23 protein-coding genes and 1 pseudogene are annotated in these 24375 nt (G+C 39.1%); 16 read left to right on the top strand and 8 right to left on the bottom strand.

Annotated features, from left to right (window positions below):
• Positions 1–48 precede the first annotated feature (48 nt).
• Positions 49–477, top strand: coding sequence for a YqaA family protein (locus tag ACIF8R_RS10135; RefSeq protein WP_396480534.1), 429 nt, complete (start codon positions 49–51; stop codon positions 475–477).
• A gap of 40 nt (positions 478–517) precedes the next feature.
• Here the strand turns inward: ACIF8R_RS10135 and nreB are convergent, their stop codons facing one another.
• Entirely contained in the window at positions 518–1768 is a 1251-nt protein-coding gene (gene nreB / locus ACIF8R_RS10140) for a nickel resistance MFS transporter NreB (protein ID WP_396480536.1), read from the bottom strand.
• 129 nt (positions 1769–1897) lie between these two features.
• Between nreB and ACIF8R_RS10145 the strand changes: the two are divergent.
• From ACIF8R_RS10145 to ACIF8R_RS10165, 5 genes and pseudogenes are all read left to right on the top strand, one after another.
• A pseudogene (locus tag ACIF8R_RS10145) lies at positions 1898–2005 on the top strand (hypothetical protein); the annotation flags it as partial.
• Positions 2006–2016: 11 nt separating this feature from the next.
• On the top strand, positions 2017–2211 hold the full coding sequence (gene rpmI / locus ACIF8R_RS10150) for a 50S ribosomal protein L35 (protein WP_002054552.1): 195 nt from the start codon (positions 2017–2019) through the stop codon (positions 2209–2211).
• Between the two features lie 11 nt (positions 2212–2222).
• Positions 2223–2582 (top strand): 50S ribosomal protein L20, encoded by a 360-nt coding sequence (gene rplT / locus ACIF8R_RS10155; protein WP_000124858.1) that lies wholly within the window; start codon positions 2223–2225, stop codon positions 2580–2582.
• A gap of 90 nt (positions 2583–2672) precedes the next feature.
• Positions 2673–3230, top strand: a complete 558-nt coding sequence (locus ACIF8R_RS10160; protein ID WP_396480573.1) for an NADAR family protein — start codon at positions 2673–2675, stop codon at positions 3228–3230.
• Positions 3231–3284: 54 nt separating this feature from the next.
• The gene (locus tag ACIF8R_RS10165) at positions 3285–3788 is read left to right on the top strand and encodes a GNAT family N-acetyltransferase (protein ID WP_212285037.1); all 504 of its coding nucleotides are present in this window, start codon (positions 3285–3287) and stop codon (positions 3786–3788) included.
• Between the two features lie 6 nt (positions 3789–3794).
• Here ACIF8R_RS10165 and ACIF8R_RS10170 read toward each other — a convergent pair whose 3' ends face one another.
• Entirely contained in the window at positions 3795–4796 is a 1002-nt protein-coding gene (locus ACIF8R_RS10170; RefSeq protein ID WP_200001352.1) for a hypothetical protein, read from the bottom strand.
• Positions 4797–4953: 157 nt separating this feature from the next.
• On the opposite strand from ACIF8R_RS10170, the gene pheS reads away from it, so the two are divergent.
• Genes pheS through ACIF8R_RS10185 form a run of 3 tightly spaced genes read left to right on the top strand, consistent with a single transcriptional unit; the run spans position 4954 to position 8641 of the window.
• Positions 4954–5934, top strand: a complete 981-nt coding sequence (gene pheS, locus ACIF8R_RS10175; RefSeq protein WP_002054514.1) for a phenylalanine--tRNA ligase subunit alpha — start codon at positions 4954–4956, stop codon at positions 5932–5934.
• Positions 5935–5966: 32 nt separating this feature from the next.
• Positions 5967–8348: a phenylalanine--tRNA ligase subunit beta gene (gene pheT / locus ACIF8R_RS10180; RefSeq protein ID WP_396480539.1), complete on the top strand. Its 2382-nt coding sequence runs from the start codon at positions 5967–5969 to the stop codon at positions 8346–8348.
• On the top strand, positions 8345–8641 hold the full coding sequence (locus ACIF8R_RS10185) for an integration host factor subunit alpha (protein WP_000126166.1): 297 nt from the start codon (positions 8345–8347) through the stop codon (positions 8639–8641). Before pheT ends, ACIF8R_RS10185 begins: the two co-directional genes overlap by 4 nt.
• 178 nt (positions 8642–8819) lie before the next feature.
• Here the strand turns inward: ACIF8R_RS10185 and ACIF8R_RS10190 are convergent, their stop codons facing one another.
• Entirely contained in the window at positions 8820–9083 is a 264-nt protein-coding gene (locus ACIF8R_RS10190; protein WP_022575752.1) for a hypothetical protein, read from the bottom strand.
• Positions 9084–9176: 93 nt separating this feature from the next.
• On the opposite strand from ACIF8R_RS10190, the gene ACIF8R_RS10195 reads away from it, so the two are divergent.
• Entirely contained in the window at positions 9177–9311 is a 135-nt protein-coding gene (locus tag ACIF8R_RS10195) for a hypothetical protein (protein WP_311069604.1), read from the top strand.
• A gap of 183 nt (positions 9312–9494) precedes the next feature.
• Here ACIF8R_RS10195 and rho read toward each other — a convergent pair whose 3' ends face one another.
• Both rho and trxA read right to left on the bottom strand, forming a co-directional pair.
• Positions 9495–10763: a transcription termination factor Rho gene (gene rho / locus ACIF8R_RS10200; protein WP_001054522.1), complete on the bottom strand. Its 1269-nt coding sequence runs from the start codon at positions 10761–10763 to the stop codon at positions 9495–9497.
• 320 nt (positions 10764–11083) lie between these two features.
• Positions 11084–11410 (bottom strand): thioredoxin, encoded by a 327-nt coding sequence (gene trxA, locus ACIF8R_RS10205; RefSeq protein WP_002054512.1) that lies wholly within the window; start codon positions 11408–11410, stop codon positions 11084–11086.
• 279 nt (positions 11411–11689) lie between these two features.
• Between trxA and ppx the strand changes: the two genes are divergently transcribed.
• Genes ppx through ACIF8R_RS10230 form a run of 5 tightly spaced genes read left to right on the top strand, consistent with a single transcriptional unit; the run spans position 11690 to position 16789 of the window.
• Positions 11690–13210 carry an exopolyphosphatase gene (ppx, locus tag ACIF8R_RS10210; protein ID WP_396480541.1) on the top strand — a complete coding sequence of 507 codons (1521 nt, stop codon included), beginning with the start codon at positions 11690–11692 and terminating at the stop codon, positions 13208–13210.
• Positions 13211–13228: 18 nt separating this feature from the next.
• The gene (locus ACIF8R_RS10215) at positions 13229–14050 is read left to right on the top strand and encodes an acetyl-CoA carboxylase carboxyltransferase subunit alpha (protein ID WP_213688850.1); all 822 of its coding nucleotides are present in this window, start codon (positions 13229–13231) and stop codon (positions 14048–14050) included.
• Positions 13987–15387, top strand: coding sequence for a tRNA lysidine(34) synthetase TilS (tilS, locus tag ACIF8R_RS10220; protein WP_396480543.1), 1401 nt, complete (start codon positions 13987–13989; stop codon positions 15385–15387). Before ACIF8R_RS10215 ends, tilS begins: the two co-directional genes overlap by 64 nt.
• A complete protein-coding gene (gene proC, locus ACIF8R_RS10225; protein WP_396480575.1) occupies positions 15362–16198 on the top strand; it encodes a pyrroline-5-carboxylate reductase in 837 nt (278 codons plus the stop codon). The genes tilS and proC overlap by 26 nt, the downstream gene beginning before the upstream one ends.
• 21 nt (positions 16199–16219) lie before the next feature.
• Entirely contained in the window at positions 16220–16789 is a 570-nt protein-coding gene (locus ACIF8R_RS10230; protein ID WP_002054582.1) for a YggT family protein, read from the top strand.
• Positions 16790–16849: 60 nt separating this feature from the next.
• On the opposite strand, the gene polA is transcribed toward ACIF8R_RS10230, so the two are convergent.
• On the bottom strand, positions 16850–19621 hold the full coding sequence (gene polA / locus ACIF8R_RS10235; protein ID WP_396480546.1) for a DNA polymerase I: 2772 nt from the start codon (positions 19619–19621) through the stop codon (positions 16850–16852).
• Between the two features lie 154 nt (positions 19622–19775).
• Here polA and ACIF8R_RS10240 point away from each other — a divergent pair, with 154 nt between their 5' ends.
• Positions 19776–22580: a DUF2339 domain-containing protein gene (locus ACIF8R_RS10240; protein WP_396480548.1), complete on the top strand. Its 2805-nt coding sequence runs from the start codon at positions 19776–19778 to the stop codon at positions 22578–22580.
• Here ACIF8R_RS10240 and ACIF8R_RS10245 read toward each other — a convergent pair.
• A complete protein-coding gene (locus ACIF8R_RS10245) occupies positions 22570–23487 on the bottom strand; it encodes a mechanosensitive ion channel family protein (RefSeq protein ID WP_396480550.1) in 918 nt (305 codons plus the stop codon). The two genes, ACIF8R_RS10240 and ACIF8R_RS10245, sit on opposite strands and share 11 nt — an antisense overlap.
• A 9-nt stretch (positions 23488–23496) precedes the next feature.
• Positions 23497–24318 (bottom strand): hypothetical protein, encoded by an 822-nt coding sequence (locus ACIF8R_RS10250; protein ID WP_272238692.1) that lies wholly within the window; start codon positions 24316–24318, stop codon positions 23497–23499.
• Positions 24319–24375 lie beyond the last annotated feature (57 nt).

Here is a 24375-nt window from a genome sequence, read left to right on the forward strand (position 1 = left end):
GCTTGGTAGCACAATGAATAAAGTGAAAGGTAGTTTGGTTTAATTAAAATGCTAAGTTACTTTTTACTTTTTTTGAGTGCTTTTGGGGCGGCTACATTATTACCGCTACAATCAGAAGCTGTACTTGCTGCGTTGTTATTAAAAAATCAACATTCTGCGTTTCTTCTTATTTCGATTGCTACTTTCGGAAATGTACTCGGTTCATGTGTGAACTGGTGGCTAGGTTTAAAAATAGAACAGTTTAAACATAAAAAATGGTTCCCAGTTTCTGAAAAACGCCTAGAACAAGCTCAACGTTTTTATCATAGGTATGGCTTTTATTCGCTGCTTTTAAGTTGGACCCCTGTGATTGGTGACCCTATTACTTTGGTTGCTGGCTTGTTCAAGGAAAATTTTTGGCGCTTCTTATTTATGGTTCTTATTGCTAAGGCTGGGCGTTATATTTTCATTTATTGGGTCATTACCGATTTTATTTAAAATAAAAGCATCCGAAGATGCTTTTATTAAAACGATTTAATTAGTCTTCTGAGCTTTTGGTAATATCAACTTTAAAGAGGTCATTGGTTTTTAGCCAACAGAAGGTGACCACTGCAAGCGTCATGCAACCGCCAAAAATAGTCGCTGCAATAGTTCCCAAATATTTGGCCGCTAAGCCCGATTCAAATGCACCCAGCTCATTACTGGATGAAACAAACATTCCATTTACAGCCGCAACGCGACCACGCATATTTTCTGGTGGGAATATTTGCAAAATGGTTTGTCTAACCACAACTGAAATACTGTCACAAGCACCTGTCATGGCCAGTGCAAATAGTGATAACCACATATTGTTTGAGAAAGCGAAAAGAATCGTAAATACACCAAACCCAGCAACTGCAAGTAGCATGTTACGCCATGCATGCTGGGTTGGTGGAAAACGTGTCAAAGCAATCATGGTAATGAGAGCACCAATAGATGGTGCTGCACGCAGATAACCTAAGCCTTCTGGTCCCACTTTTAAAATATCTTCGGCAAAGATAGGTAGTAGGGCAATCACACCTCCAAATAAAACAGAGGCAAGGTCTAATGAAATAGCCCAGAGAACTATTTTGGTTTTCCAGATAAAGCGGAAACCATCACCTAAACTTTCTAATACATTGGTAGTTTCAATTTTAGGAAAGCTTCGTTTTTGTAATAAATTAATCAGAATAAAACAGATGCTGAGTAGGGCTGCAACACTAAAAAGACTGGTTTCTCTGCCTAAATAAGCAAGCATAAACCCACCTAGCATAGGCCCAATAATCACACCACTTTGCCAACCAATCGTTGTCCATGTTGCGCCATTGGCATAAAGCTCGCGTGGAATTAAGAATGGTTTCAATGATGTAGCAGAGGGATTATAAAACCCGCGTATGGTACCTAAGCCAAAAATGACTGCATAAATACCCCAAGAAAGGAAATTTACGCTGATATGGCCTAAACCATACAGATGGAACAACAGCCACAAAACTAAAGGTAGAGGCACTGAGAAAAATAAACAGATTTTCATGATGACCTGTTTATTAAACTTATCAGCAAAATAGCCACCCCAAAGGGATAGGGCAATAAATGGAATGGCTTCTGCGAGACCAATTAAACCTAAAGTTAGAGGATCTTTGGTAATTTGATAAAGTGAATAAGCAACAATAATTTCTTGAATCAAAATTGCTAACGTTAAGCAAAATTGATTAATGGTAACAATAGAGAAATCTCTATAGCGCAGTGCAGCGAATGCATCATGTTTCTGCATTTGAAATATCGTATGTTGATAATTTGAACATATTATAGAGCTAAACAAGCCATGATGTTGAATTTATTAGCAGTGACCAATCTCTAAATAAACAATATAAATTTTTAATTTGTTAAGACATCAATCCAAAAAAATGCTACGAGTAGTTTTAATTTTAGTCAGCATGCTATAAAATACGCGCTTCCTTACCTGCAGGTCGATTTTGCAATGGTGCAATCGCGCCGAACAGGTGCCTAAAAGAGGTTACTATGGCTAAGTTAAAAACTCGCCGTGGTGCAGCTAAACGCTTCAAAGCGACTGCAAACGGTTTTAAGCGTAAACAAGCGTTCAAGCGCCACATCTTGACCAAAAAATCTGCTAAACGTATCCGTCAATTACGCGGCTGTGTAATGGTTCATGTTTCTGACATGAATTCAGTTCGTCGTATGTGCCCATACATCTAAGGAGATTATAAATGGCTCGTGTAAAACGTGGTGTAGTGGCTCATCGTCGTCACAAAAAAATTCTTGCTCGCGCTAAAGGTTACTATGGTGCTCGTTCACGCGTTTACCGCGTAGCGTTCCAAGCGGTAATCAAAGCTGGTCAATACGCTTACCGTGACCGCCGTCAAAAGAAACGTCAATTCCGTGCTCTATGGATTGCGCGTATCAATGCTGGTGCTCGTCAAAACGGTTTGTCTTACAGCCGTATGATCGATGGCTTGAAAAAAGCTCAAGTGATCATCGACCGTCGCGTATTAGCTGACATCGCTATGCATGATGCAGTAGCATTTGCTGCTTTAGCTGAAAAAGCTAAAGGCGCATTAGCTGCATAAGCTTAGAGATTCAAAAAAAGACCGCTTTTTAGCGGTCTTTTTTATTTTTAGTGGTTCTATTTTAAAAAAGAAAATAATCAGAGATAAATGATGAAAGACGAAAAATTTCTAAATGATTTAATTCAAAAAGTACAGCAAGGTCACCAGTTCAAATATTTATATTTCTGGGGACATACTCCTAAGAAAGCTAATCTTATTGATAAAAGCTGTTTTAGCCAGTGGTTTCCTGCGCAATTTAATGTAGAAGGTATTGAATACTTTACTGCTGAGCACTATATGATGGCACAAAAAGCAAAATTATTTAATGATAAAGAAATTTTTGCACAGATTTTGCAGGTTAAACATCCGAATGAAGCGAAGCAATTAGGCCGTAAAGTACGTAATTATAATGAACAGATATGGCAAGAAAAACGTTTTGACATCGTGGTGCAGGCGAATTTTGCTAAATTCTCACAGCATCCGGAGTTAAAAAAATTCTTATTAGCAACGAAAGACCGTATTTTGGTTGAAGCATCTCCTGTCGATAAAATTTGGGGTATTGGTATGGCCCAAGACCATCCACATATCCAAGATCCTTCTCTATGGCAAGGTCTAAATTTGTTGGGGTTTGCTTTAATGCATGTTCGAGAGCTGCTTTTAACTGAGTAGGTTGGTGCGATATCAATGCTTCACTCTAAAGAGTAGTGACGTGAGGGGAGTGAATTGAAACCATTAAATGACACAGATATTCGTATAGCATCATTTAAGGATGCATTATCTATTGCAGAAGTACATGTGCAAGGTTGGAAAGAAACCTATGCCGATATAGTTAAGCAAGAAATATTAGATGAGCTTAACGTACTAGATAAAGAACAGTTATGGAAAGAGATAAGCAGAAGTCCTGATCATAAGTTATTTATCTATACTGAAAATGGAGTAGTAAAAGGCTTTCTCGATGGTTATTTAAATCCAGAAAATAACGTTGCTGAAATTCTTGCTTTTTATCTTTTAAAAGAAGTTCAAAAACAAGGCATAGGCCGTGAGTTATTCCAAAAGTTCTATCAATGCGCTTTAAAGCAAGGTTATGCTTTTATTCGTTTAGAGGTTTTTAATAAAAATCCGAGTCGTTTCTTCTATGAAAAAATGGGAGCAAAGTTAATTGATGAGGCCGAACTACCAGAGTTCGGCCTCGGAATAACAGAATTACTTTATCAATGGGAACTTTAATCTTGATTAAAGACCAAAATAATAAGCTAAGGCACAAATAATGATGGTTAGAACAATAAGCTTGATTACACCTGTTCCTCCAGCCTTATGATGAGGTGCTTTTAAATGGGTTGCAGACTCATTCGTTGCATCAAAAGGAGAGGGTTTCTCAACAGGCTTTAATTGAGCTGTTTGATAGTGATTTGCTGCTTTCACAATCAGCTTTGCAAATAGGTCGTCAGTTTTGTGGGTAAAATTTCTTAAGTTAATAATTTGTTCTTGGTCTAAGTCTTCCCCTAAAGGATCATTTGCGGTGCGTTTCTTCTGCTCTAAATAATCTGATAAAGCCTGAGTGCGGTAGAGGAGTTGATGTGCACAATCAGCTGGGTAGTTTTCAGGAATAAGAGCAAGAGTCGGTTGATGATCTACCGAAATTTGATGTGTTGACCCATCAAAATATTTTTTCAGAAATTCTGGTTCTTCAAAACCTGCTGCATACTTACTTCGAAATAACTCAGTTTCCATAAAGTCAGCTATTTCATCCCATTGAGGTACTTTTAAGTCAGCATCAACTTTCTTGGATAATTTTTCGTTCAGTTCAAAACGCCAGAAAGTTTCTAAACGTAAATCACTACGCTGATTTAAAGGCGCTTCAAATTCATTATCGCTGCTGTACCATTCGGCAAGCTCATGGCCAAAAATCCATGCGATTTTTTTATTGTTTTGATGGCTCACAATAAAATGGGTATAGGGTAAAAGTTCTACATTATTATTTGGATTTTGCTCTTCATTTAAGATGGTTGATAAGTGAAGAGAGATTTGGGTTGTTCCCTGTTTTTTGAGTGCTTCTAGCCAAACTTGGAAATGTTGAGCAAGTAAATGCTGTGAAATTAAGTCACGAAACTGAAAACTATGTTGGTCAAAAATATGATGTTGTCGCCATTGATTGAAGCTTAAATTCTGGCGAAGGTATTCATTACCGTAGGTCACAAGTGTAAGTTGTTGTTTCCAAATCTGATTGAGCGCCATAATAATTGATCTCATTGACGATAGTATTATTTTATACGTTTTATCTTTTTGTTGCCTAATACATTTTTCATGATGGATAAACTTCATCAATACGGTGAAAAACTGTTAGAATGCAGTGTTTTATTATATTTTTAAATTTGTTGCTTTGAGAGTTAATATGTCACTGGAAGCCCTGACCACAGAAGCGCTTGCTGCCATTGCAGCAGCTCAAGACCTTGTTGCACTTGATCAGGTGCGTGTGCAATTTACAGGGAAAAAAAGCCAGCTTGCAGAACAATCGAAAGCATTAGGGAAAATGGACCCTGAAGAACGTAAAGTACAAGGTGCTGCGATTCATGCTGTTCGAGAAACAATTAATAGCGCTTTAACTGAGCGTCAAACGGCATTACAACAAGCTGCGCTAGCGCAAAAACTAGCAAATGAGACCATTGATATTACTTTGCCAGGCCGTGGACAGCGCATTGGTACAGTTCATCCTGTTACTCAAGTGCAAGAACGTATTTGCCAGTTCTTTACTAAAGCTGGTTTTACGGTTGCAACAGGACCAGAAGTTGAAGATGACTATCATAACTTTGAAGCATTAAATATTCCTGGGCACCATCCTGCACGTGCTATGCACGATACTTTCTATTTCGATGCAAACCATTTGTTGCGTACGCATACTTCTGGTGTGCAAATTCGTACCATGGAAACAAGTCAGCCGCCAATTCGTATTGTATGTCCTGGCCGTGTATACCGCTGTGACTCAGACCAAACGCATTCGCCAATGTTCCATCAAATCGAAGGCTTGTACGTTGCTGAGAACACCAGCTTTGCTGAATTAAAAGGTTTATTAATTAACCTACTGAATGAATTTTTTGAGAAAGATTTAAAAGTACGTTTCCGCCCATCATATTTCCCATTTACAGAGCCTAGTGCAGAAGTGGATATCATGGATGAGCGTGGACGTTGGTTAGAAGTATTAGGCTGTGGCATGGTACATCCAAATGTACTACGTGCTGCGGGTATTGATCCTGATAAATACAAAGGCTTTGCTTTTGGTTTAGGGGTAGAGCGTTTTGCAATGTTGCGTTATGGCATCAATGACTTACGTATGTTCTATCAAAATGATGTGCGTTTCTTACGCCAATTTGCCTAACATTTTTTCAGGATTAAATAAGGTTTATAAAGATGAAGATTAGCGAAAATTGGTTACGCACATGGGTTAACCCAGCCATTGATAGTGATACATTATCTGATCAGTTGACTATGCTTGGTCTTGAGGTAGATGAACTAGCACCTGTTGCTAAGCCATTTACTGGAGTTGTGGTTGGTGAAGTTTTAACAGTTGAACAACATCCAGATGCAGACCGTCTGCGTGTAACAACAGTTAACATTGGTTCAGGTGAACCTCTGCAAATTGTATGTGGTGCTCCTAACGTTCGTGTTGGAATGAAAGCACCTGTAGCAACTATTGGTGCAGTATTACCAGGCGATTTTAAAATCAAAAAAGGTAAGCTTCGTGGCATCGAATCACAAGGTATGCTGTGCGGCGCTTCTGAAATTGACCTTGAAGATAAAATCGATGGTTTGCTTGAGCTACCTACCGATGCTCCAGTAGGGGTAAACATCCGTGAATATTTGAAACTTGATGATAACGTCATCGATATCAGTATTACACCAAACCGTGGTGACTGTTTCAGTATCCGTGGTATCGCACGTGAGATTGCAGTAATTAACCAACTGCAAATGAATGAGCCTGAAATCAAATCAGTTGATGCGACAATCACTGATGAGAAAAAAGTAGTGATTAGCACGGATGGTGCTCCACGCTACTTAGGACGTGTAGTTAAAAACGTGAATATAAAAGCTGCAACTCCAGAGTGGATGGAACAAGCTTTAGCACGTTCAGGAATTCGTACTCACAGTATTCTGGTTGATGTAACGAACTATGTCCTCATGGAATTAGGTCAGCCAATGCATGCTTTCGATTTAGCTAAAATCGAAGGAACTGTACATGTACGTCAAGCTCATCCACTAGAAAAGTTGCAACTTTTGAATGATCAAGAAGTTGAGTTGCAAGAAGATGTGATGGTTATTGCAGATGACCAGAAAGCACTAGCAATCGCTGGTATTATGGGCGGTCTAGCATCAAGTGTAACTGATGATACAGCTGATATCTTCTTGGAGAGCGCATTCTTCGCTCCACTTGCGATTGCTGGGCGTGCTCGCCGTTTTGGTTTACATACAGATTCTTCGCAACGTTATGAACGCGGTGTAGATTTTGAATTGCCATTAATTGCGATGAATCGTGCTTCTCAGCTCATTCAAGAGTTGGCGGGTGGTGAGTTTGGCCCAATTACTGTAGCTGAAAAAACTGATTTACTTCCAAAACGTGAAGCTATTGAACTTAAGCAAGCTCAAGTAGACCAATTATTGGGATATCAAGTTGCTGCTGAGTTCATTACAGATGCTTTAACTCGACTAGGGTGTAAAGTAACTGTTAAAGCTGAAGGTGAGTGGAGCGTTGTTCCACCATCACATCGCTACGATATGGCAATTTATCAAGATTTGATTGAAGAAGTTGCACGTATTGATGGTTATGACAATATTCAGATCAGCTTACCAAGTATGGATGTTCAGCTTGCTAAGTACCAAGATCGTTTTGAAATTGCACAACTACGCCAAACAGTAGTCACTTTGGGTTATCAAGAAGCAATTAGCTTTAGCTTTGCTGATGCAAAACTTGAAAAGCAATTAAATCCAGAAGTAAATCCACTCATGCTAGCAAATCCAATTTCAAGTGATTTGGCTGCAATGCGTAGTACTTTACTTTCTAGTTTAATTCCTTGCGTCCAATATAATTTAAACCGTCAACAAAGCCGTGTGCGTTTCTTTGAGCTTGGTTTGCGTTTTGATTATCAAGATGCCACTTCTATTCAAGACTTAAAGCAAATCCCGACATTAGCGTTAATTGCTGTAGGTTCTCGTGAACCAGAATCATGGCATGCTAAGCCACAGCCAATGGATTTCTTCGATTTCAAAGGTGAAGTAGAAGAAGTTTTAGCTGCTGGACGTGTCAAAGTTGAATATGTTCGTTCAGAGCGTACTTGGTTACATCCAGGACAATCAGCTGAAATTTTAGTTGATGGTAAATCAATTGGTTACCTAGGCCGTTTGCACCCATCTTTAGAAAATGAGCTCGATTTGAGCACAACTTGGGTTGCTGAGCTTGATCAGGCAGCAGTTTTGCAATCTTATGTATCTAATTTTACAGAATTATCACGTTTTCCTTCGGTTAGACGTGATATTGCGCTTTTAATCTCTGATAATATAAATGTTAGAGATATTCAGCAGTTAATCGAAAAAACTGGTGGAGAGCTTTTAGACTCTACTTGGTTATTCGATGTGTATACGGGGCAGGGTGTCGAAGAAGGTAAGCGCTCATTAGCGTTTGCATTATTATGGCAACATCCTTCACGTACGCTTGAAGATGCTGAAATTAAATCTGGTATGGACAATATAATCCAAGTGTTGGAAAACACTTATCAAGCGACATTGAGGGCCTCATGACAGCACTAACTAAAGCAGACATGGCTGATCATTTAAGTGAGTTAACCAGCTTAAATCGCCGTGAAGCAAAACAAATGGTCGAGTTGTTCTTTGACGAAATTAGCCAAGCGCTTATCGCAGGTGAGCAGGTTAAGCTTTCTGGTTTTGGTAATTTCGAACTTAGAGATAAACGCGAGCGTCCAGGACGTAATCCAAAAACAGGCGAAGAAATTCCGATTTCTGCACGTCGTGTAGTGACCTTTAGAGCGGGTCAGAAATTTAGACAACGCGTTGGAAATGAGCAGATCGATTGATCTGCTTTTTTTTTATTTATGTTTGGTTCTAATTGGTTTTGAATGAATTGTATTTAATGTAAGCCTAGAAATACTTTATATCATTATATCAAGAGCAGCTGCACTGAATTTATAAAATTTTAAGCATAAAAAAAAGAGGACATAAAGTCCTCTTTTTTTATCTAATCTAGAATATAGATTAGTGTGCAGCAGAAGCAGCAGCGTCAGCAGAAGCAGTAGCTTCAGAAGCAGCAGCAGTAGCTTCAGAAGCAGCAGCAGCAGTTTCAGAAGCAGCAGCGTCAACAGCAGTAGCAGCTTCAGAAGCAGCAGCAGTAGCTTCAGAAGCAGCAGCTACAGCTTCAGAAGCAGCAGCAGCAGCTGGAGCTTCTTCTTTCTTAGAACAACCAACGAAAGCTAAAGTAGCAGCAACAGCAGCAGCAACAGCGAATTTTTTGAATAACATGGCATCACTCTCACAAAAAAAATTTGAGATTAAAAAAACCTAAGTTAGGCTGTTTTGCTTTTATTATTCCTAAACGTAGCTAGGTAACAACGCATGGAGCAGTCTAACTGGTCTGCCGCTATGCTATCACTGCGAATGTTGAAATACTACTGTCACCTGTCAAAAAAGCGCAGAAAAATCGAAAAAACAGTCTGTTTTTTAACAGAAAAAAACAATCAAATAGATTAGATATATTGGAAAAGGTATAAGTAAGCTACTAAAAAACATAATTTTTTTATATTAAAAATATTTGTTTTCAAAAGCTTAAATATATCCTTACATAAGGAATAGTAAAATGTAGTTTTGTGTAAAGCATGTCAACCAAATAAAAAAGCTACTTATGAGAGTAGCTTTTTTGGAACAAATTAATGATTAAGTTGAAGCTTTACGTTTCATTTGATCAAAGAAATCATCATTTGTTTTAGTTTCTTTCATACGGTCAAGTAAGAATTCCATAGCAGCCAACTCATCCATAGGATGAAGGAGTTTGCGAAGAATCCAGACTTTACGTAATTTATCTTCATCCATTAAACGTTCTTCACGACGTGTACCTGACTTCTTAATATTCATGGCAGGGAAGACACGTTTCTCAGCAATACGGCGATCAAGTGTAATTTCTTGGTTACCTGTACCTTTGAATTCTTCGTAAATTACATCATCCATTTTACTGCCAGTTTCAATAAGTGCAGTAGAGATGATTGTTAAAGAACCGCCTTCTTCGATGTTACGAGCAGCACCAAAGAAACGTTTTGGACGTTCTAATGCATGTGCATCTACACCACCCGTTAATACCTTACCTGATGAAGGGATTACAGTGTTGTATGCACGAGCCAAACGTGTAATAGAGTCAAGCAAAATCACAACATCTTTTTTATGTTCAACAAGACGTTTTGCTTTTTCAATGACCATTTCAGCTACTTGTACGTGACGTGCAGGTGCTTCATCAAATGTTGAAGCAACGACTTCACCGCGTACAGTACGTTCCATTTCAGTTACTTCTTCTGGGCGCTCATCAATAAGTAAAACAATAAGGAATACTTCCGGATTGTTTCTCACAATAGATTGAGCAATGTTTTGAAGTAACATTGTTTTACCCGCTTTTGGCGGTGCAACAATAATCGAACGTTGACCTTTACCAATTGGGGCAACTAAGTCGACAACACGAGCAGTTAAGTCTTCTGTTGTACCATTACCTAGTTCCATAACCAATTGTTCGGTTGGGAAAAGGGGAGTTAAGTTTTCAAATAAAATTTTATTTCGAGAATTTTCAGGCGTGTCATAGTTAATCTGATTAACTTTGAGTAACGCGAAATAACGCTCACCTTCTTTCGGAGGGCGAATAGTACCTGTGATGGTATCACCTGTACGCAAGTTAAAGCGTCGGATTTGTGAAGGACTCACATAAATATCATCCGGACCTGCTAAATACGAACCTGCGGCAGAGCGCAAAAAACCAAAACCATCAGAGAGAATTTCAAGAACGCCGTCACCAAAAATTTCTTCGCCATTCATTGCATGGCGTTTCAAGATGGCAAAGATAATATCTTGCTTTCGGTTACGAGCCATACCTTCAAGGCCCATAAATTCAGCAATTTTAATTAGTTCGCCGATTGGTTTTTTCTTGAGTTCAGTTAAATTCATAAGGGTCAGAATTAGGAAAGAGTAGAGTGTGGTTTAAAAGAAGAAAAATCGCTCGCATACAAAAAAGAGTATCGCAATTGTATTTACACAATAACAATTCAGAAGTCTGATTAACTGTTTCGAAGAGAAATGTGAAAAAACAATTTCTGTTGCCGAGTGGCGATCTTTATGTTTGTGTCTTGTAAGAAGCCGGACAGAAGACGATTCCCTTCAGTGCCTCTTGAGCATGCAATATAAGTGAGATCAGCTAATTTGTCAATTTATAGCCGAAAAAAATACGCTATAGAGATATAGCGTATTTTCATCTGTAACGTTTCGTCTTAAACGTTTTCGTCAATGAAGCTAACGAGCTTAGAACGAGGTACAGCACCGATTTGCTGAGCTACTACTTCACCATTTTTGAAAAGTAATAAAGCAGGAATATTACGGATATTGTATTTTACTGCAGTATCTTCACAAGAAGTCACGTCAACTTTAACGATTTTTACTTTACCAGCATATTCACTTGATAAATCTTCAAGAACAGGTGCAATTGCTTTACAAGGTGCACACCAACCTGCCCAGAAGTCAACAAGTACAGGTGTTTCTGCATCTAGAACATCTGCTTGGAAGTTATCATCAGTTGTATTTACAATAGTCGCAGACATGGTACGGCTCCAATTTTTAGAAAAAAGTGCTATCACTATATGAGGATATAATCTCTATCAGTATTACATAGCTACTTAGTTCAATGTAAGGGTTTGATGCTATTATTCAAGGCTTAACTGAATTTGTCTAATGGATGCTCACGATATTCACCATCGGCTTGTACAATCGTTTAACAAATAGAAAAATATCGATGTCTATTAATTGTTGATGAAAATGGCTTTTCAATTGCATTCTTGTGAATTACTCTAGGCGTGAATTGTTATGGGTTTAGTTCAATAATGTCTGATTTTCTGATTGATGAAGAATTACTTGCTGCCATAGATATGGGGTCGAACAGTTTTCACCTTGCCATTGCACGGGTAGATCATGGTGAAGTTAAAAAAGTGGCTTCAATGTCAGAAAAAGTGCAGCTTGCTGCTGGTCTTGATGAAAATAAAAACTTAACAGAAGCAGCACAACAACGTGGATTAGCATGTTTAGCTCGTTTTGTGGGACGTTTAAGTTCAGTACAACCCAATCGTTTAAGAATTGTGGCAACCAATGCTTTACGTCAGGCCAAAAATGGCCATGAGTTTATTCAAAAAGCAGCTGAAATTTTACCCAAACCTATTGAAATTATTGCAGGTCGTGAAGAAGCGCGACTGATTTACCTTGGTGTATCTCACACGATGGCTAATGGCGGACGTCGCTTAGTCGTTGATATTGGTGGTGGATCTACTGAGTTTATTATTGGCGAAGAGTTTGAGCCTATATATACCGAATCATTGCAAATGGGATGTGTAGCGTATACAAAAGCCTATTTTGCTGATGGTGAAATCACACAAAAAGCATTCGATAAGGCAGTAGTTGCTGCTCGTAAAGAACTTTCAGCAATCGCAACGACTTATAAGATGGAAGGTTGGGACACTGTTGTTGGTTCAAGTGGAACTATTAAAGCCTGTCGTCAAATTATGGTGAATATGGGGTTAAGTGACGAGCAAGAAAATGTCACTCGTGAAGGCCTCTATAAACTTAAAGATAAGTTACTTAAGTTCAAAAATATTTCTGAAATTGATTTTGAAGGACTTCGAGAAGACCGACGAGCAGTTTTGCCAGCCGGATTGGCAATTTTGTACGCAGTTTTTGAAGTATTAGAAATTGAACATTTGGCATATTCTGATGGTGCATTACGTGAAGGAGTCATGTATGACCTGTTAGGTCGTTTTAAGCATGAAGATATTCGAGATCGTAGTGTACAAGCCCTCATGGGGCGCTATAACGCTGATCCGAAACAAGCAGAACGAGTTGTAAATACAGCTCAACAGTTATTTGATGGTGTGGCAAAACCGCTTAATTTAACGAGTGAAGACAGTGACTTACTGCGCCGTGCCGCATATTTGCATGAAATTGGTTTAGCAATTAGTCATGGGGGTTACCATCGTCATGGTGCTTATTTATTACAGCATTCTGATATTCCAGGTTTCTCACAAATTGATCAAAACCATCTTTCACATTTGGTTGCTCATCATCGTCGCAAATTACGTAATGATGTAAAAAATGAAGTTTTAAAGGCTGGCGGTCATAAATTACTTTACTTAAGTTTATTACTTCGCCTTGCAGTTTTACTCAACCATAGTCGAAGTGATCAGATGCTTCCTGCCATTGAATTGACCATCATAAATGATCAACAATGGCAGCTTAGTGTTTCTGGTGATGCCAAACAATGGCCATTGTTAGTTGCCGACTTGCATGATGAGCAAGAGCAGTTTAAGCATTGGGACATTGAATTGAATATTCAGTCGGAAAAATTTATCGATTAAAGGGATAATATTCGACCTATGAAAAAAGCTACTCAGTCCAAAGCGTGGACAACGGTTCAAATTGCACGTCATCCTGATCGTCCGCAGTTTCTAGATTATGTCGGTGAAATCTTTACAGAGTTTGATGCCTTGCATGGTGATCGTTTGTTTGGTGACGATGGTGCGATGGTAGGTGGTCTTGCTCGTTTTGACGGTCAACCTGTGATGGTCATTGGACAACACCGTGGTCGTAGTACCCGTGAAAAATTAAAGCATAACTTTGGTATGGCGAACCCAGAAGGTTACCGTAAATCTCAGCGTTTATTAGATATGGCTGAGCGTTTTAATCTTCCGGTGTTCACGTTTATTGATACGATGGGTGCATACCCAGGTGTTGGTGCTGAAGAACGTGGACAAGCTGAAGCAATTGCTACTAGCCTTGCTCAACTTTCAAGTTTGAAAGTTCCTGTTGTTGCAACAGTACTCGGTGAAGGCGGTTCTGGTGGTGCTTTGGGTATTGGTGTTGCTGACCGAGTAATTATGTTATCGCATAGTATTTATTCTGTGATTTCACCGGAAGGTTGTGCTTCTATTTTATGGAAGACTGCTGAAAAAGCAGCTCAAGCGAGTGAAGCTTTAGGTTTAACAGCAGATAAACTACAATCTCTAGGTATTGTTGAATATGTAGTAGATGAAGGTGAAGGGGCTCATTTAGACCCTGAGCGTGTTATGCAAAACCTAAAAGTGGTTTTGAAGCAAGCTTTGGAAGAGTTGCTACCAATGGATGCAAATGAACGATGCGAAGCACGTTATCAACGTTTAATGAAGTTTGGCAGCGAAAATTTAGGCATCACGTCTTAAAGCAGGCTCAAGAGTTTTCAGAAAATAGTTCTTTTCTTATTGGATGTAGTGGTGGCATGGATTCAATGCTACTACTACATTTAATGGCTCAAATTTTCCCTCAAAAGATCCGAGCAATTTACATTGATCATCAACTGCAAGAACAAAGTGCAGAATGGGGGGAATTTGTTGCCAGACAATCAACAAATTTAAATATTCCTTATATTATTCAAAAAGTTCAGATTTCAAATGGGAATCTGGAAGCTCAAGCGCGTCAAGCACGTTATCAAGCTTATCAGCAACATTTACAACAAAATGAAATTCTATTGCTTGCTCATCATCAGCAAGATCAGGCTGAAACAGCTATTTTACGTTTATTGTCAGGTACAGGTGTAGATGGACTTGCTGCGATGCAAGCTATTGATTACCGTACAAACATGACAATTTGGCGCCCTTTTTTGGATCTAACACGTGAGCAAATTACTTTTTGGACTGCTCAGCTTGAAGTTAAGTATATTGATGATCCAATGAACTATGATACCCATTATGATCGTGTGTGGTGTCGTGAAGAGCTTTGGCCATTTTTAACAAAACGATTTCCAAAAATGCAGCAGGCACTGAGCCGAACCAGTTATCTCATGCAAGATACTTCTGAAATTTTAGAAGAAGTTTTGAAAGCCGATTTAAAGCATTGTGGAACGGCTGAATGTTTAGATTTAACGAAATTATCCGAGTTATCTTTTGCGCGACAGCGCCAGTTACTTTCCACTTGGATGAAGGGTGATGGGCAATATCGGCCTGCATTTGAAATGGTCGAGCGCTTAAAGACTGAAGTTATTGAATCTAAGTCAGATGCTCAAGCTGCTTTACATTGGAACCAGTTTTACTATGTTCGTTATCAAAATATACTCTATAGGTTAAGTAAACAGATTTATCTTGCTGAAACTTTAAATCCGGTTGAAGCTGAACTCGAGCATGCATTTAAATTAGAAGAAAAATGGCGGGGGGCTTCTGGAAGTTTTTATATTGTGTCTAAAGACATTGGTTTAAGTCATTCTTTATTAAATAAAGAATTAAAAATAATTCGACGTCAAGGCGGTGAAAAAGTCCATTTATATGGTCGTGTTGGGCAATGGCCATTAAAAAAAGCAATTCAAGAGGCACATATTTTGCCTTGGCTTCGTCATACAATTCAAATATTAGTCATAGATAATGTTATGCTTGGGGTTTTTACACCGAAAGGATTTTGGTTGGCTCAGTCTCCGTATTGTGAGCAAGGGGGATGGCAACCAGATTTAATTTCTCATTCTTGTGATCTGGTAAATGGCGAATATGGTTATGACAAGTGTAGTAAATAGTAATATCTGTTTTATTGGTGGTGGTAATATGGCCCAAGCGTTGATCGGCGGGCTGATTTCAAGAGGTTTGCCGCCAACACGTATTACCGTTTCAGATCCAGTTGAACAAATCCGTCATTTATTACAAGAAAAAGAAGTTCATGTAACCCAAGATAATGTGGCTGCAATTAAAAATGCAGATGTTGTAGTACTTGCTGTAAAACCACAAGTTTTAGCAAATGTTCTACGCCCGCTGAAAGGCTTATTATCGGATAAACTGGTTATTTCCATTATTGCTGGTGCGGAAATTAAGACAATATCAAATCTTATTGATAGCGAACGAATTGTACGCGTTATGCCGAATACGCCAGCATTAGTTCAAACTGGCGCACATGGTATTTATGCGACTGATGTGGTTGGTGCTTCAGACCGTGAATTAACGAGTCAAATTTTAGCAGCAACTGGTTTAACAATTTGGGTAAACTCCGAAGCTCAAATTGATGCGGTAACGGCAGTTTCAGGTTCAGGTCCAGCGTATTTTTTCTACCTCATGGAAAGTATGATCCGCGCAGGTAAAAATCTAGGGCTAGATGAAAAAGTTGCAACTGCTTTAACACTTCAAACAGCATTAGGTGCGGCTCAAATGGCAATTACGAGTTCAAATACTCCGTCTGAACTACGTAAAAATGTGACTTCACCGAATGGTACTACACAAGCTGCACTTGAAGTTTTTGATCGTGCACAAATCTCTCAAAATATTCAATCTGCATTAGCTGCTGCACAGAAACGTAGCCAAGAATTGGCTCAAGAACTGAGTGACAGTGCAAAATAGCTTTAATAGGATAAGACAACTATGGGTGCAAATTCTGCGCTAATTTTTGGAATTTTAATTAACGTTGCGATTTTATTGGTCTTTTTCCGGTTCTTAATGCAATTGGCGGCAGTAAGTCCTTATAATCCTGTGGTTTTATCGACAGTAAAGGCGACGAAGATTGTTGATATTTTTGGCCGTATTTTTCCAACAGTCGCAAAAGGCCGGTTCAATTTAGCTGCGTTAGTTCTTTTAATTATTTTATATTTACTGAAAATTTTCGGTGTGATGTATCTTTCAGGTTCAATGCCAAATAGTCCGATTCATTTAGTGATTCTGACATTTGTGACGATGATCCAAGACTTGATTCGTTTCTGCCGTTATTTAATTTTCGCGACAATCATTTTGAGCTGGGTGGTTATGTTCACTCAATCTCGTTCACCTTACATTGAGGTGATTCAAGATTTGGCAGAACCATTATTAGCGCCGTTCCGTCGTTTACTACCTAATATGGGAATGATTGACTTATCACCAATTTTGGCTTTCTTGGCACTCTATATTGCCGAGATCTTAATGAATGAAGTCGCTAAAGTTCTTTTAACTGGGCTTTAAGTTGAGACGATAAAAAAGGGCTGTATTTCACAGCCCTTTCTTTATTGGTTTATTGATGACTTAGTGTGCATCATCCCAGTTTTGTCCTTGTCCAACTTCAACCACTAAAGGCACGGAAATTTCGACAACGGATTCCATGACACTTGCGATTTGCTTAGAAAGTTCTTCGGCAATGTTTTGATCGGCTTCAAACACTAATTCATCGTGTACTTGAAGTAGTAGCTTTGCTTGATCTTTTGGCAAGATTTTATCAACTGCAATCATTGCAAGTTTAATAATATCAGCCGCACTACCTTGTAAAGGCGCATTGATCGCAGCACGTTCAGCAGCCTTACGTACCATCACATTTCGTGCATCAATATCTGGTGTATAAAGTCGACGGCCCAAAATAGTTTCAACAAAGCCTTGTTCCGATGCTACTTGGCGGGTACGTTGCATATATTCATAGATGCCAGGATAGCGTTGGAAATATTGCTTAATATAATTTTGCGACTCTTGACGTGTGAAGCCTAATTGACGAATTAAGCCAAATTCAGACATACCATAAAGTAGACCAAAGTTAACGGCTTTTGCTTGACGGCGTTGATCATTCGTTACATCTTCAATAGCAATACCTAACACTTCTGCTGCGGTACGGCGGTGCACGTCTTGGCCATGTTGGAATGCATGCACCAAGGCATCATCTTGAGAGAAATGAGCCATTAAACGAAGTTCAATTTGTGAGTAATCGGCTGCTAGTAAAACTCGTCCTTCTGGTGCAATGAATGCTTTACGAATTTGACGGCCAATTTGTCTACGAATTGGAATATTTTGTAAATTAGGATCAGATGAGGAGAGGCGACCTGTTGCTGTGAGCGCTTGGTGATAACTCGTATGTACACGATGCGTGTCGTTATGAGATTGCTCAACTAAACGGTCTGTATAGGTACTTTTTAGTTTTGCTAAACCACGATGCTCTAGAATAATTTCCGCTAAAGGATGTTCAATTTTTTCTAAAACACTTTCACTGGTGCTGTATTGTCCAGTTGCAGTTTTTTTACCGCCTTTGATTCCCAATTTATCAAATAGGATTTCGCCGACTTGTTTAGGTGAAGCAATATTAAAAGTTTCATCTGCAATTTCCATAGCCTGATTTTCAAGGCCTTCCATGGTTTTTGCAAATTCAACACTTAATTTATCTAAGAATGCATGATCTAAACGAATACCATCTTCTTCCATGCCTGACAAAATGCGAGCAACAGGCATTTCGATGTTGTATAAAATATTTTCTAATTCAGGGTGTGCTTTGAGCTTATTTGAAAGCACTTCATATAAACGGTAAGTCACATGTGCATCTTCTGCTGCATAGTGAGCAGCAACTTCAATCTCAATTTGATTGAAAGTCTTTTGTTTAGCCCCCTTACCAGCAATTTGTTCAAAAGTGGTGGTTAAATGGCTTAAGTAGACACGAGCGACATCATCCATGCCGTGACGAGTCGCCGCTGCATTTAGTACATAAGATGCCAGCATGCTATCGAAATACCAGCCTTTAAGTTCTATACCGTGGTTTGCAAAAATGTGTGCATCATACTTGAGGTGATGACCAATTTTTTTAACTGCTTCATTTTCTAGCACAGGTTTAATTTGAGCCAGAACTTGTTCACGGTTCAGCTGCTGCGGTGCATTTTCATAGTTATGTGCTAAAGGCACATAGTATGCATCTTGTGCATCAAACGCGATTGAAAAACCAACCATCTCGGCAATACGGTAATCAAGACTTGTAGTCTCTGTATCAATAGCAAAATGATCGGCATTTTGTATGCGTTGCCAGAGCTGATCCCATGCTTCTTGAGTTAAAACAGTATGATAATTTGCAGTCCCAAGCTGGTCATCTTGACTAGTTAAGCTTGCTTGATCTTCGGTTTCTATAGATTCAGCAGGTTTAACTTCGTTTTGAACCACTGTCTGTGATGCTTGCTGCTTATAGCTTGAACTATTTGGGTTGTTTGGATGATCAAGCGACTGTAATTGGTTTCTAAACTCAAGCTCAGTATAAAGATTACGCAGCGCTTCCACATTTGGATCGGTAAGCTTTAATTCATGCCAATCAAGTTCTAAAGGAAGATCACACACAATACTGGCTAACTGGTGATCAAGCTTAATATTGTCCAAGTTATCTTTAATATTTTGGCTAAGTTTGCCTTTAAGTTGGTCTACATTGGCAATGATATTGTCCAATGTGCCGTATTCAGTCAGTAACTTAGCTGCTGTTTTTGCACCTACGCCAGGCACACCCATGATGCCATCAGACGCATCGCCCATAAGGGTTAAGTAATCGATAATCTGATTTGGCCAAACACCAAACTTCTCAAATACCCCGTCGGTATCCATGACGCGATCTTTAAAGCTATCTTCAAGTTTTACATGGTCATTGACGAGCTGAGCCATGTCTTTATCTCCAGTTGAGATAAGTACATGATGGCCCTCGAGTACGGCACGTTTAGCAAGTGTGCCGATAATGTCATCAGCTTCAGCACCAGGAAGACTATATAAAGGAATTCCTTGCGCTTTAATTAATGCATGCAAATATGGAATTTGTTGAGATAACTCTTCAGGCATGGTTGGGCGATCACCTTTATAAATAGGTGAAAGCTTATGACGGAAAGTTGGCTCAGGCGTATCAAAAATGACAGCCATATGCGTTGGCTGCATACGGCGCATCAGTTTTTGAATTGCAGAAATTGCTCCACGTATTGCATTGGTATGTAACCCTGTAGAGGTCGTCAATGGTGGTAATGCATGATATGCACGAAATAAAAAATAGGACCCATCAACCAAGACAAATGGTGGCATTGAACAATTCCTTAATTTGAATTAGGGGTATTTTACGTGAAAACGGCTATGAATGCAGGTTTATGATTTTTGCAGTATTTTGTATGTATAAATATACGCTTGTATTGGCTTGAAGTAAGATGACATGTAATGAAGGTGTCATATTGCTAAGCCCATGTATAAAAAAGACAAACAGGGAATGATCGTCGTTTTGATCGCTTTGACTTTGTTTTTAGCCATTTCAATTGGTTTTAAATTTCAGAGTGCCGTTGTTGCTTTATCTATTGCGCTGACTGTCATACTGGTTCAGTTTTTATCAAATCTGCACCAACGTTTAATTCATTTAGAACAACAGTTTTCTCAGCAGAAAACGCCACTTTATTCTATTCATATGCAAAGAACTGTAATTTATGCAGCTGCCTTGGTTGCATTAGTTGCTTATATCAATCATTGGATGTGGATTGCTGGTGGGGCTTTACTGGTTTTATTGCTATGTTTAATTCAAACCATCAGTGCATTTCATACTCGTCTATTGTTCCTTGAGTCAGTAAAGCAAAATGTTCATGTGGATGAAACCATAAATACAGAAGTTATAAATTCTGTAATGGAACAAGTTAGTTCCAATAATACGGACATGCTAGTCCCAGCGGGAACGGCACCTTTAAATCAAACAGAACAACCAGCTCATGTACAAACCGCATGGTGGCAACCAGCAGTCGATTGGATGGTTCATGGCAATCCAATTTTAAGAGTTGCTGTTGCCGTGCTTATGGTTGGGGTGGTGCTCTTGCTGCGTTTTGCAAGCGAACACTGGCAATTAAGTTTAGGTGTAAAACTTGGTTTTATTGCCATTGCTGGTGGTGTGTTAACGGCATTTGGATATACCTTACAAAAGAAAAACCAGCTTTTTGCTGTGGCATTGCAGGGTGTGGGGCTTGCGGTTGTGTTCCTGACGCTTGTGTTCTCACATCATTTTGGTGTGATTGCCAATATCACTACAGCAAGTATTTTATTTGCTATTTTATTAGCAATTACGGTATTCCTGAGCTTAAAACAGCAAGCAATTTATTTAGCAATATTAGCACTCGGTATGGCTTATGCGGCTCCTTTGGTTATTCCGCAATATCGCCCAGATGTGATTTTCCTGTTTAGCTATTACTTTGTAATTAACCTTGCGGTTGCTGCTGTTAATTTTATTCAGCCTTGGAAAGTTTTAAATCAAATTGCTTTTTTTGCCACAATGTTTATTGGTGGTAGTGCAATCGCATTTTATGCAGAACCCGCAAAGTTTGACACATTAGACTGGATCTTATGGTGTCATATTGCCTTGTTTATTTGGTTAAGTGTTCGTTATAGTCAAAATATATCTCGGACTTCAGCACATGAAAAACAAGAGGGCATTCGTTTACCACCACTCTTAGATGTGGGCCTTATTTTTAGTGTTCCTGTATTAGGTTTTACGCTTCATGCCTATTTAGTGCATGAGTCTACTCAAGCGTTGACGATTGGAGCTGCTGTTTTAGCTGGTACTTATGCGGTATTAACTTTCTGGATTAAAAAAACTCATCCTCAGCTTTCGGTCCTTGCAAAAAGCTTTTTTATCCTCGCGGTTGCATTTTTTGCCTTAATTTTTCCACTTGCAAAAGGAGCACATTGGACGGCAATTGGTTGGGTTGCGCAAGGTACGGCTTTAATAGTGTGGGGCGTAACTGAGCGCTACCGTTTAAGCCGATATATTGGGGTAGTTTTAGTTTTACTCAGCTCACTTGCACTGTTTTATCAGGTTTGGGCAAATGAAGAGTTTCCAACGCTAAGCACTAGCATTTATGCAATTGCCCAATTTATTTCGGCCTTTTATTTATTGCAATACAACAGTAAAGAACAACGCTATTTTAGCGCAAGCATGTTTAGTGGCATTTTCTTATGTTTAGGCATGTACGCGGGCGCTGTAGCTGGTGTGGAAATAATGGCATGGCATCATCATGCTTTGAGTCCATATTTGATGTTCGCCGTAGCCCTAATCGCAATATTTAGCGCAGTCGTACACTATAAATTACGTGTGCAATGGCAGAGTTTGCAGTTAATTTTAATTGGCCTATTGCTGTTGTTAGTTTTGGAGGAAGCTTTTACCAGTCAAGTATTCATTCTGTTTAAATGGACCGATCTATTACAGCAAACTACTTTCCTAGTCGCTACCATTATTCTTAGTGGCTTATTTATTATGGCTCAACCTCATTTGGGTGAGTCTGGATACTTAAAAGTCTGGGCTGGTTTAAGCTGGTTATCATTGGCGATTGTTGGAGTGGCTATTTTCCCACAAATGCCAATTGTGGCTTTGGCTTTTATTCCTGTGGTTTATTCGCTTTGGGCGTATAAGGCTCATAAAACGACATTGTTGCATCAAGTTCCAGTGTGGTGTTTAAGCTTACTGTGGTTGCTTGTAGTGAGTGTTGATAGCCACTCTGCTGAGTATCTTTATTTTGTTCCTTTAATTAACTTAACTGATTTTCTTTCAATTGCGGTATTTGCAGGTCTACTCTTTATTATTTATCAGCATGATTTTGATCAAGATAAATCACTGGAGTGGACTTTTAAAATTACAACAATTCTAGTGGGGTTATTGGTATTTAGTAGTGTAGTCGTTCGGGGCTTGCACCATTACTGGGCGACACCGCTATGGGGTGCTGCAATTTGGACAAATGGAATAGTCCAGTTAAGTTTGACATTGCTCTGGGTTATTTTGGCATTTGTATTGACGACTTACTCTAGTCGAAAAATGATCCGTCAACTTTGGTTTGTAGGGGCTGCGCTTTTAGGGATTGTTGTATTAAAGCTGATTTTGCTTGATCTATCGCAAAGTGCGACATTAACTCGAGTCATTTCGTTTATTGGAGCAGGTGGAGTAATGTTAATTATTGCTTATCTTGCGCCATTACCTCCGTCGTCTACCGCGCAGAAGAATCAAGAGCCTAAGCTTTAGGCTCTTGTTTTAATCCCTTTTGATTACTGTATTGATCGATATCATCGTCAGCAAAAATATTAGATGGTCGATCAATCAAGCCCATTTTAGGAACAGGAATTTCGATTCGGTTATCTAAAAAACCATTACGAATACGTTCTTGCATTTCATCTCGAACTTTTAAAGAGTTTTCTTGTCGACACCACATTGTAAATAAAAGCTCAATCGATGATTCCCTAAATGCGGTAACCGTAACTGCAGGCTTTGGATCATCTAATACGAGTGGATAATTTGATGCGACATTCAGTAAAACCTCACGAACTTTAATAATGTCTTCGTGAAAGTTAATTGCCAAAGTAATTGGAATACGCCGTATTGGGTATTTAGATAAGTTGTGTACAGGCGCACGAATGAGCTGTTCGTTTGGTAAACGAATATAGACGTTGTCGAGCGTAAGTAACTTTACCGAAAGCAAATCAATTGAAATGACTTCTCCTTCAATGGTATTGCCACGAATGAGGGTAATTTGAATGGTATCACCGACTTCAAATGAACCTTCCCCAATCAAAAATAGACCACTAATCAGGTTGCTGGCAGATGTTTGCGAAGCAAAACCCAGTGCTACTGTTAAAATCCCTGCTGCGCCAAGGAAGACACTAAGTTTAAATCCTGCCTCTTTTAAACTCGTCATAATGAAGAGTAAGAAAATAAAATAGAAAATACCACGGCGCCATACAAGGCGTTGATGAGCATTAAAGCGTGAGCCAATGGTTCTAATAAATGTATTTGAGATAATACGAGCAAGAACAAAACCAATAAAGCACAGTACAACACCGACTAAAATTTCACTAATACGTTCGGTGTTAATATTGGTAAATATACTTTTGAGGCTATCAGCGATATCTCTAGGAATATTTGAATCAGCCATAGAACCCCCTTAGAAAAATGAATCAAACATATTAAATAGTGCACCACCAGGTGAACGTGGGGGATGTACGTAAGTCACTTCACCTGCAAGAGGAGGTGTACGGTTTTCAATACGAATACGGGCAGGGCGATCAGAACCTTCATAGTAAACTTTAATTTGAGAAGTCCATAAGCGTCCCGTACTTTCACTATAAAATAGCGGTAGGGCGGTCACTGGTACATTCATGCGATCAAAGCGTAATTGATGATTACTGGTATTATGAAAATCAATCGGTGTAACCGCACGGAATGCGCGTGGTGTTAATAGATTTAAGTCGGTACGTCCATCAACAGAGGTTGCATAACAGATTTCACCTTGCTGGGCATTTGGACCGAACCATGTATCTTTAGGCTGAATTACAGGAATCTCAAATAAAGGCTCATGCTGACTTTCGACTAAACCAGCAATCCAGAGAGGAGTACTAATATAAAGAGTCCCTCGCTGACCTGCTGGAATATAAATAGGATCAACAGGTTTAATCACAACAGATCGGTCTGCTAAACGAGGCATGAGTAGAAACTTTGGATTAGTTTTCCGAAACATGTAACGTTCGACTTGAACAGAATGTGGGAAACCGAAATTAGCATCCGGGATGATGTGCCAATCTTGTTCATTATCATCTTGAAGAGTGGGACGATAATATTCGATACGCCATTCTTTTATGCCACGCGTTAAACGAAAGAGCATTGAACCGAATTGCCATGCTTTGGACTGGTTAATTTCAAAGTGCTGCTCACCCCACCATTTTAAAGAATTCTGGGGACGAGGCTGATATTCATTATTTTCAAACAAGACGTAAAATTCCTCTACCGAGTTGTTAAACAGACTTCACGCTGTAATCTGCTTAGA

Source organism: Acinetobacter sp. ABJ_C4_1, from assembly GCF_044538495.1.
GTDB lineage: Bacteria > Pseudomonadota > Gammaproteobacteria > Pseudomonadales > Moraxellaceae > Acinetobacter > Acinetobacter nosocomialis_A.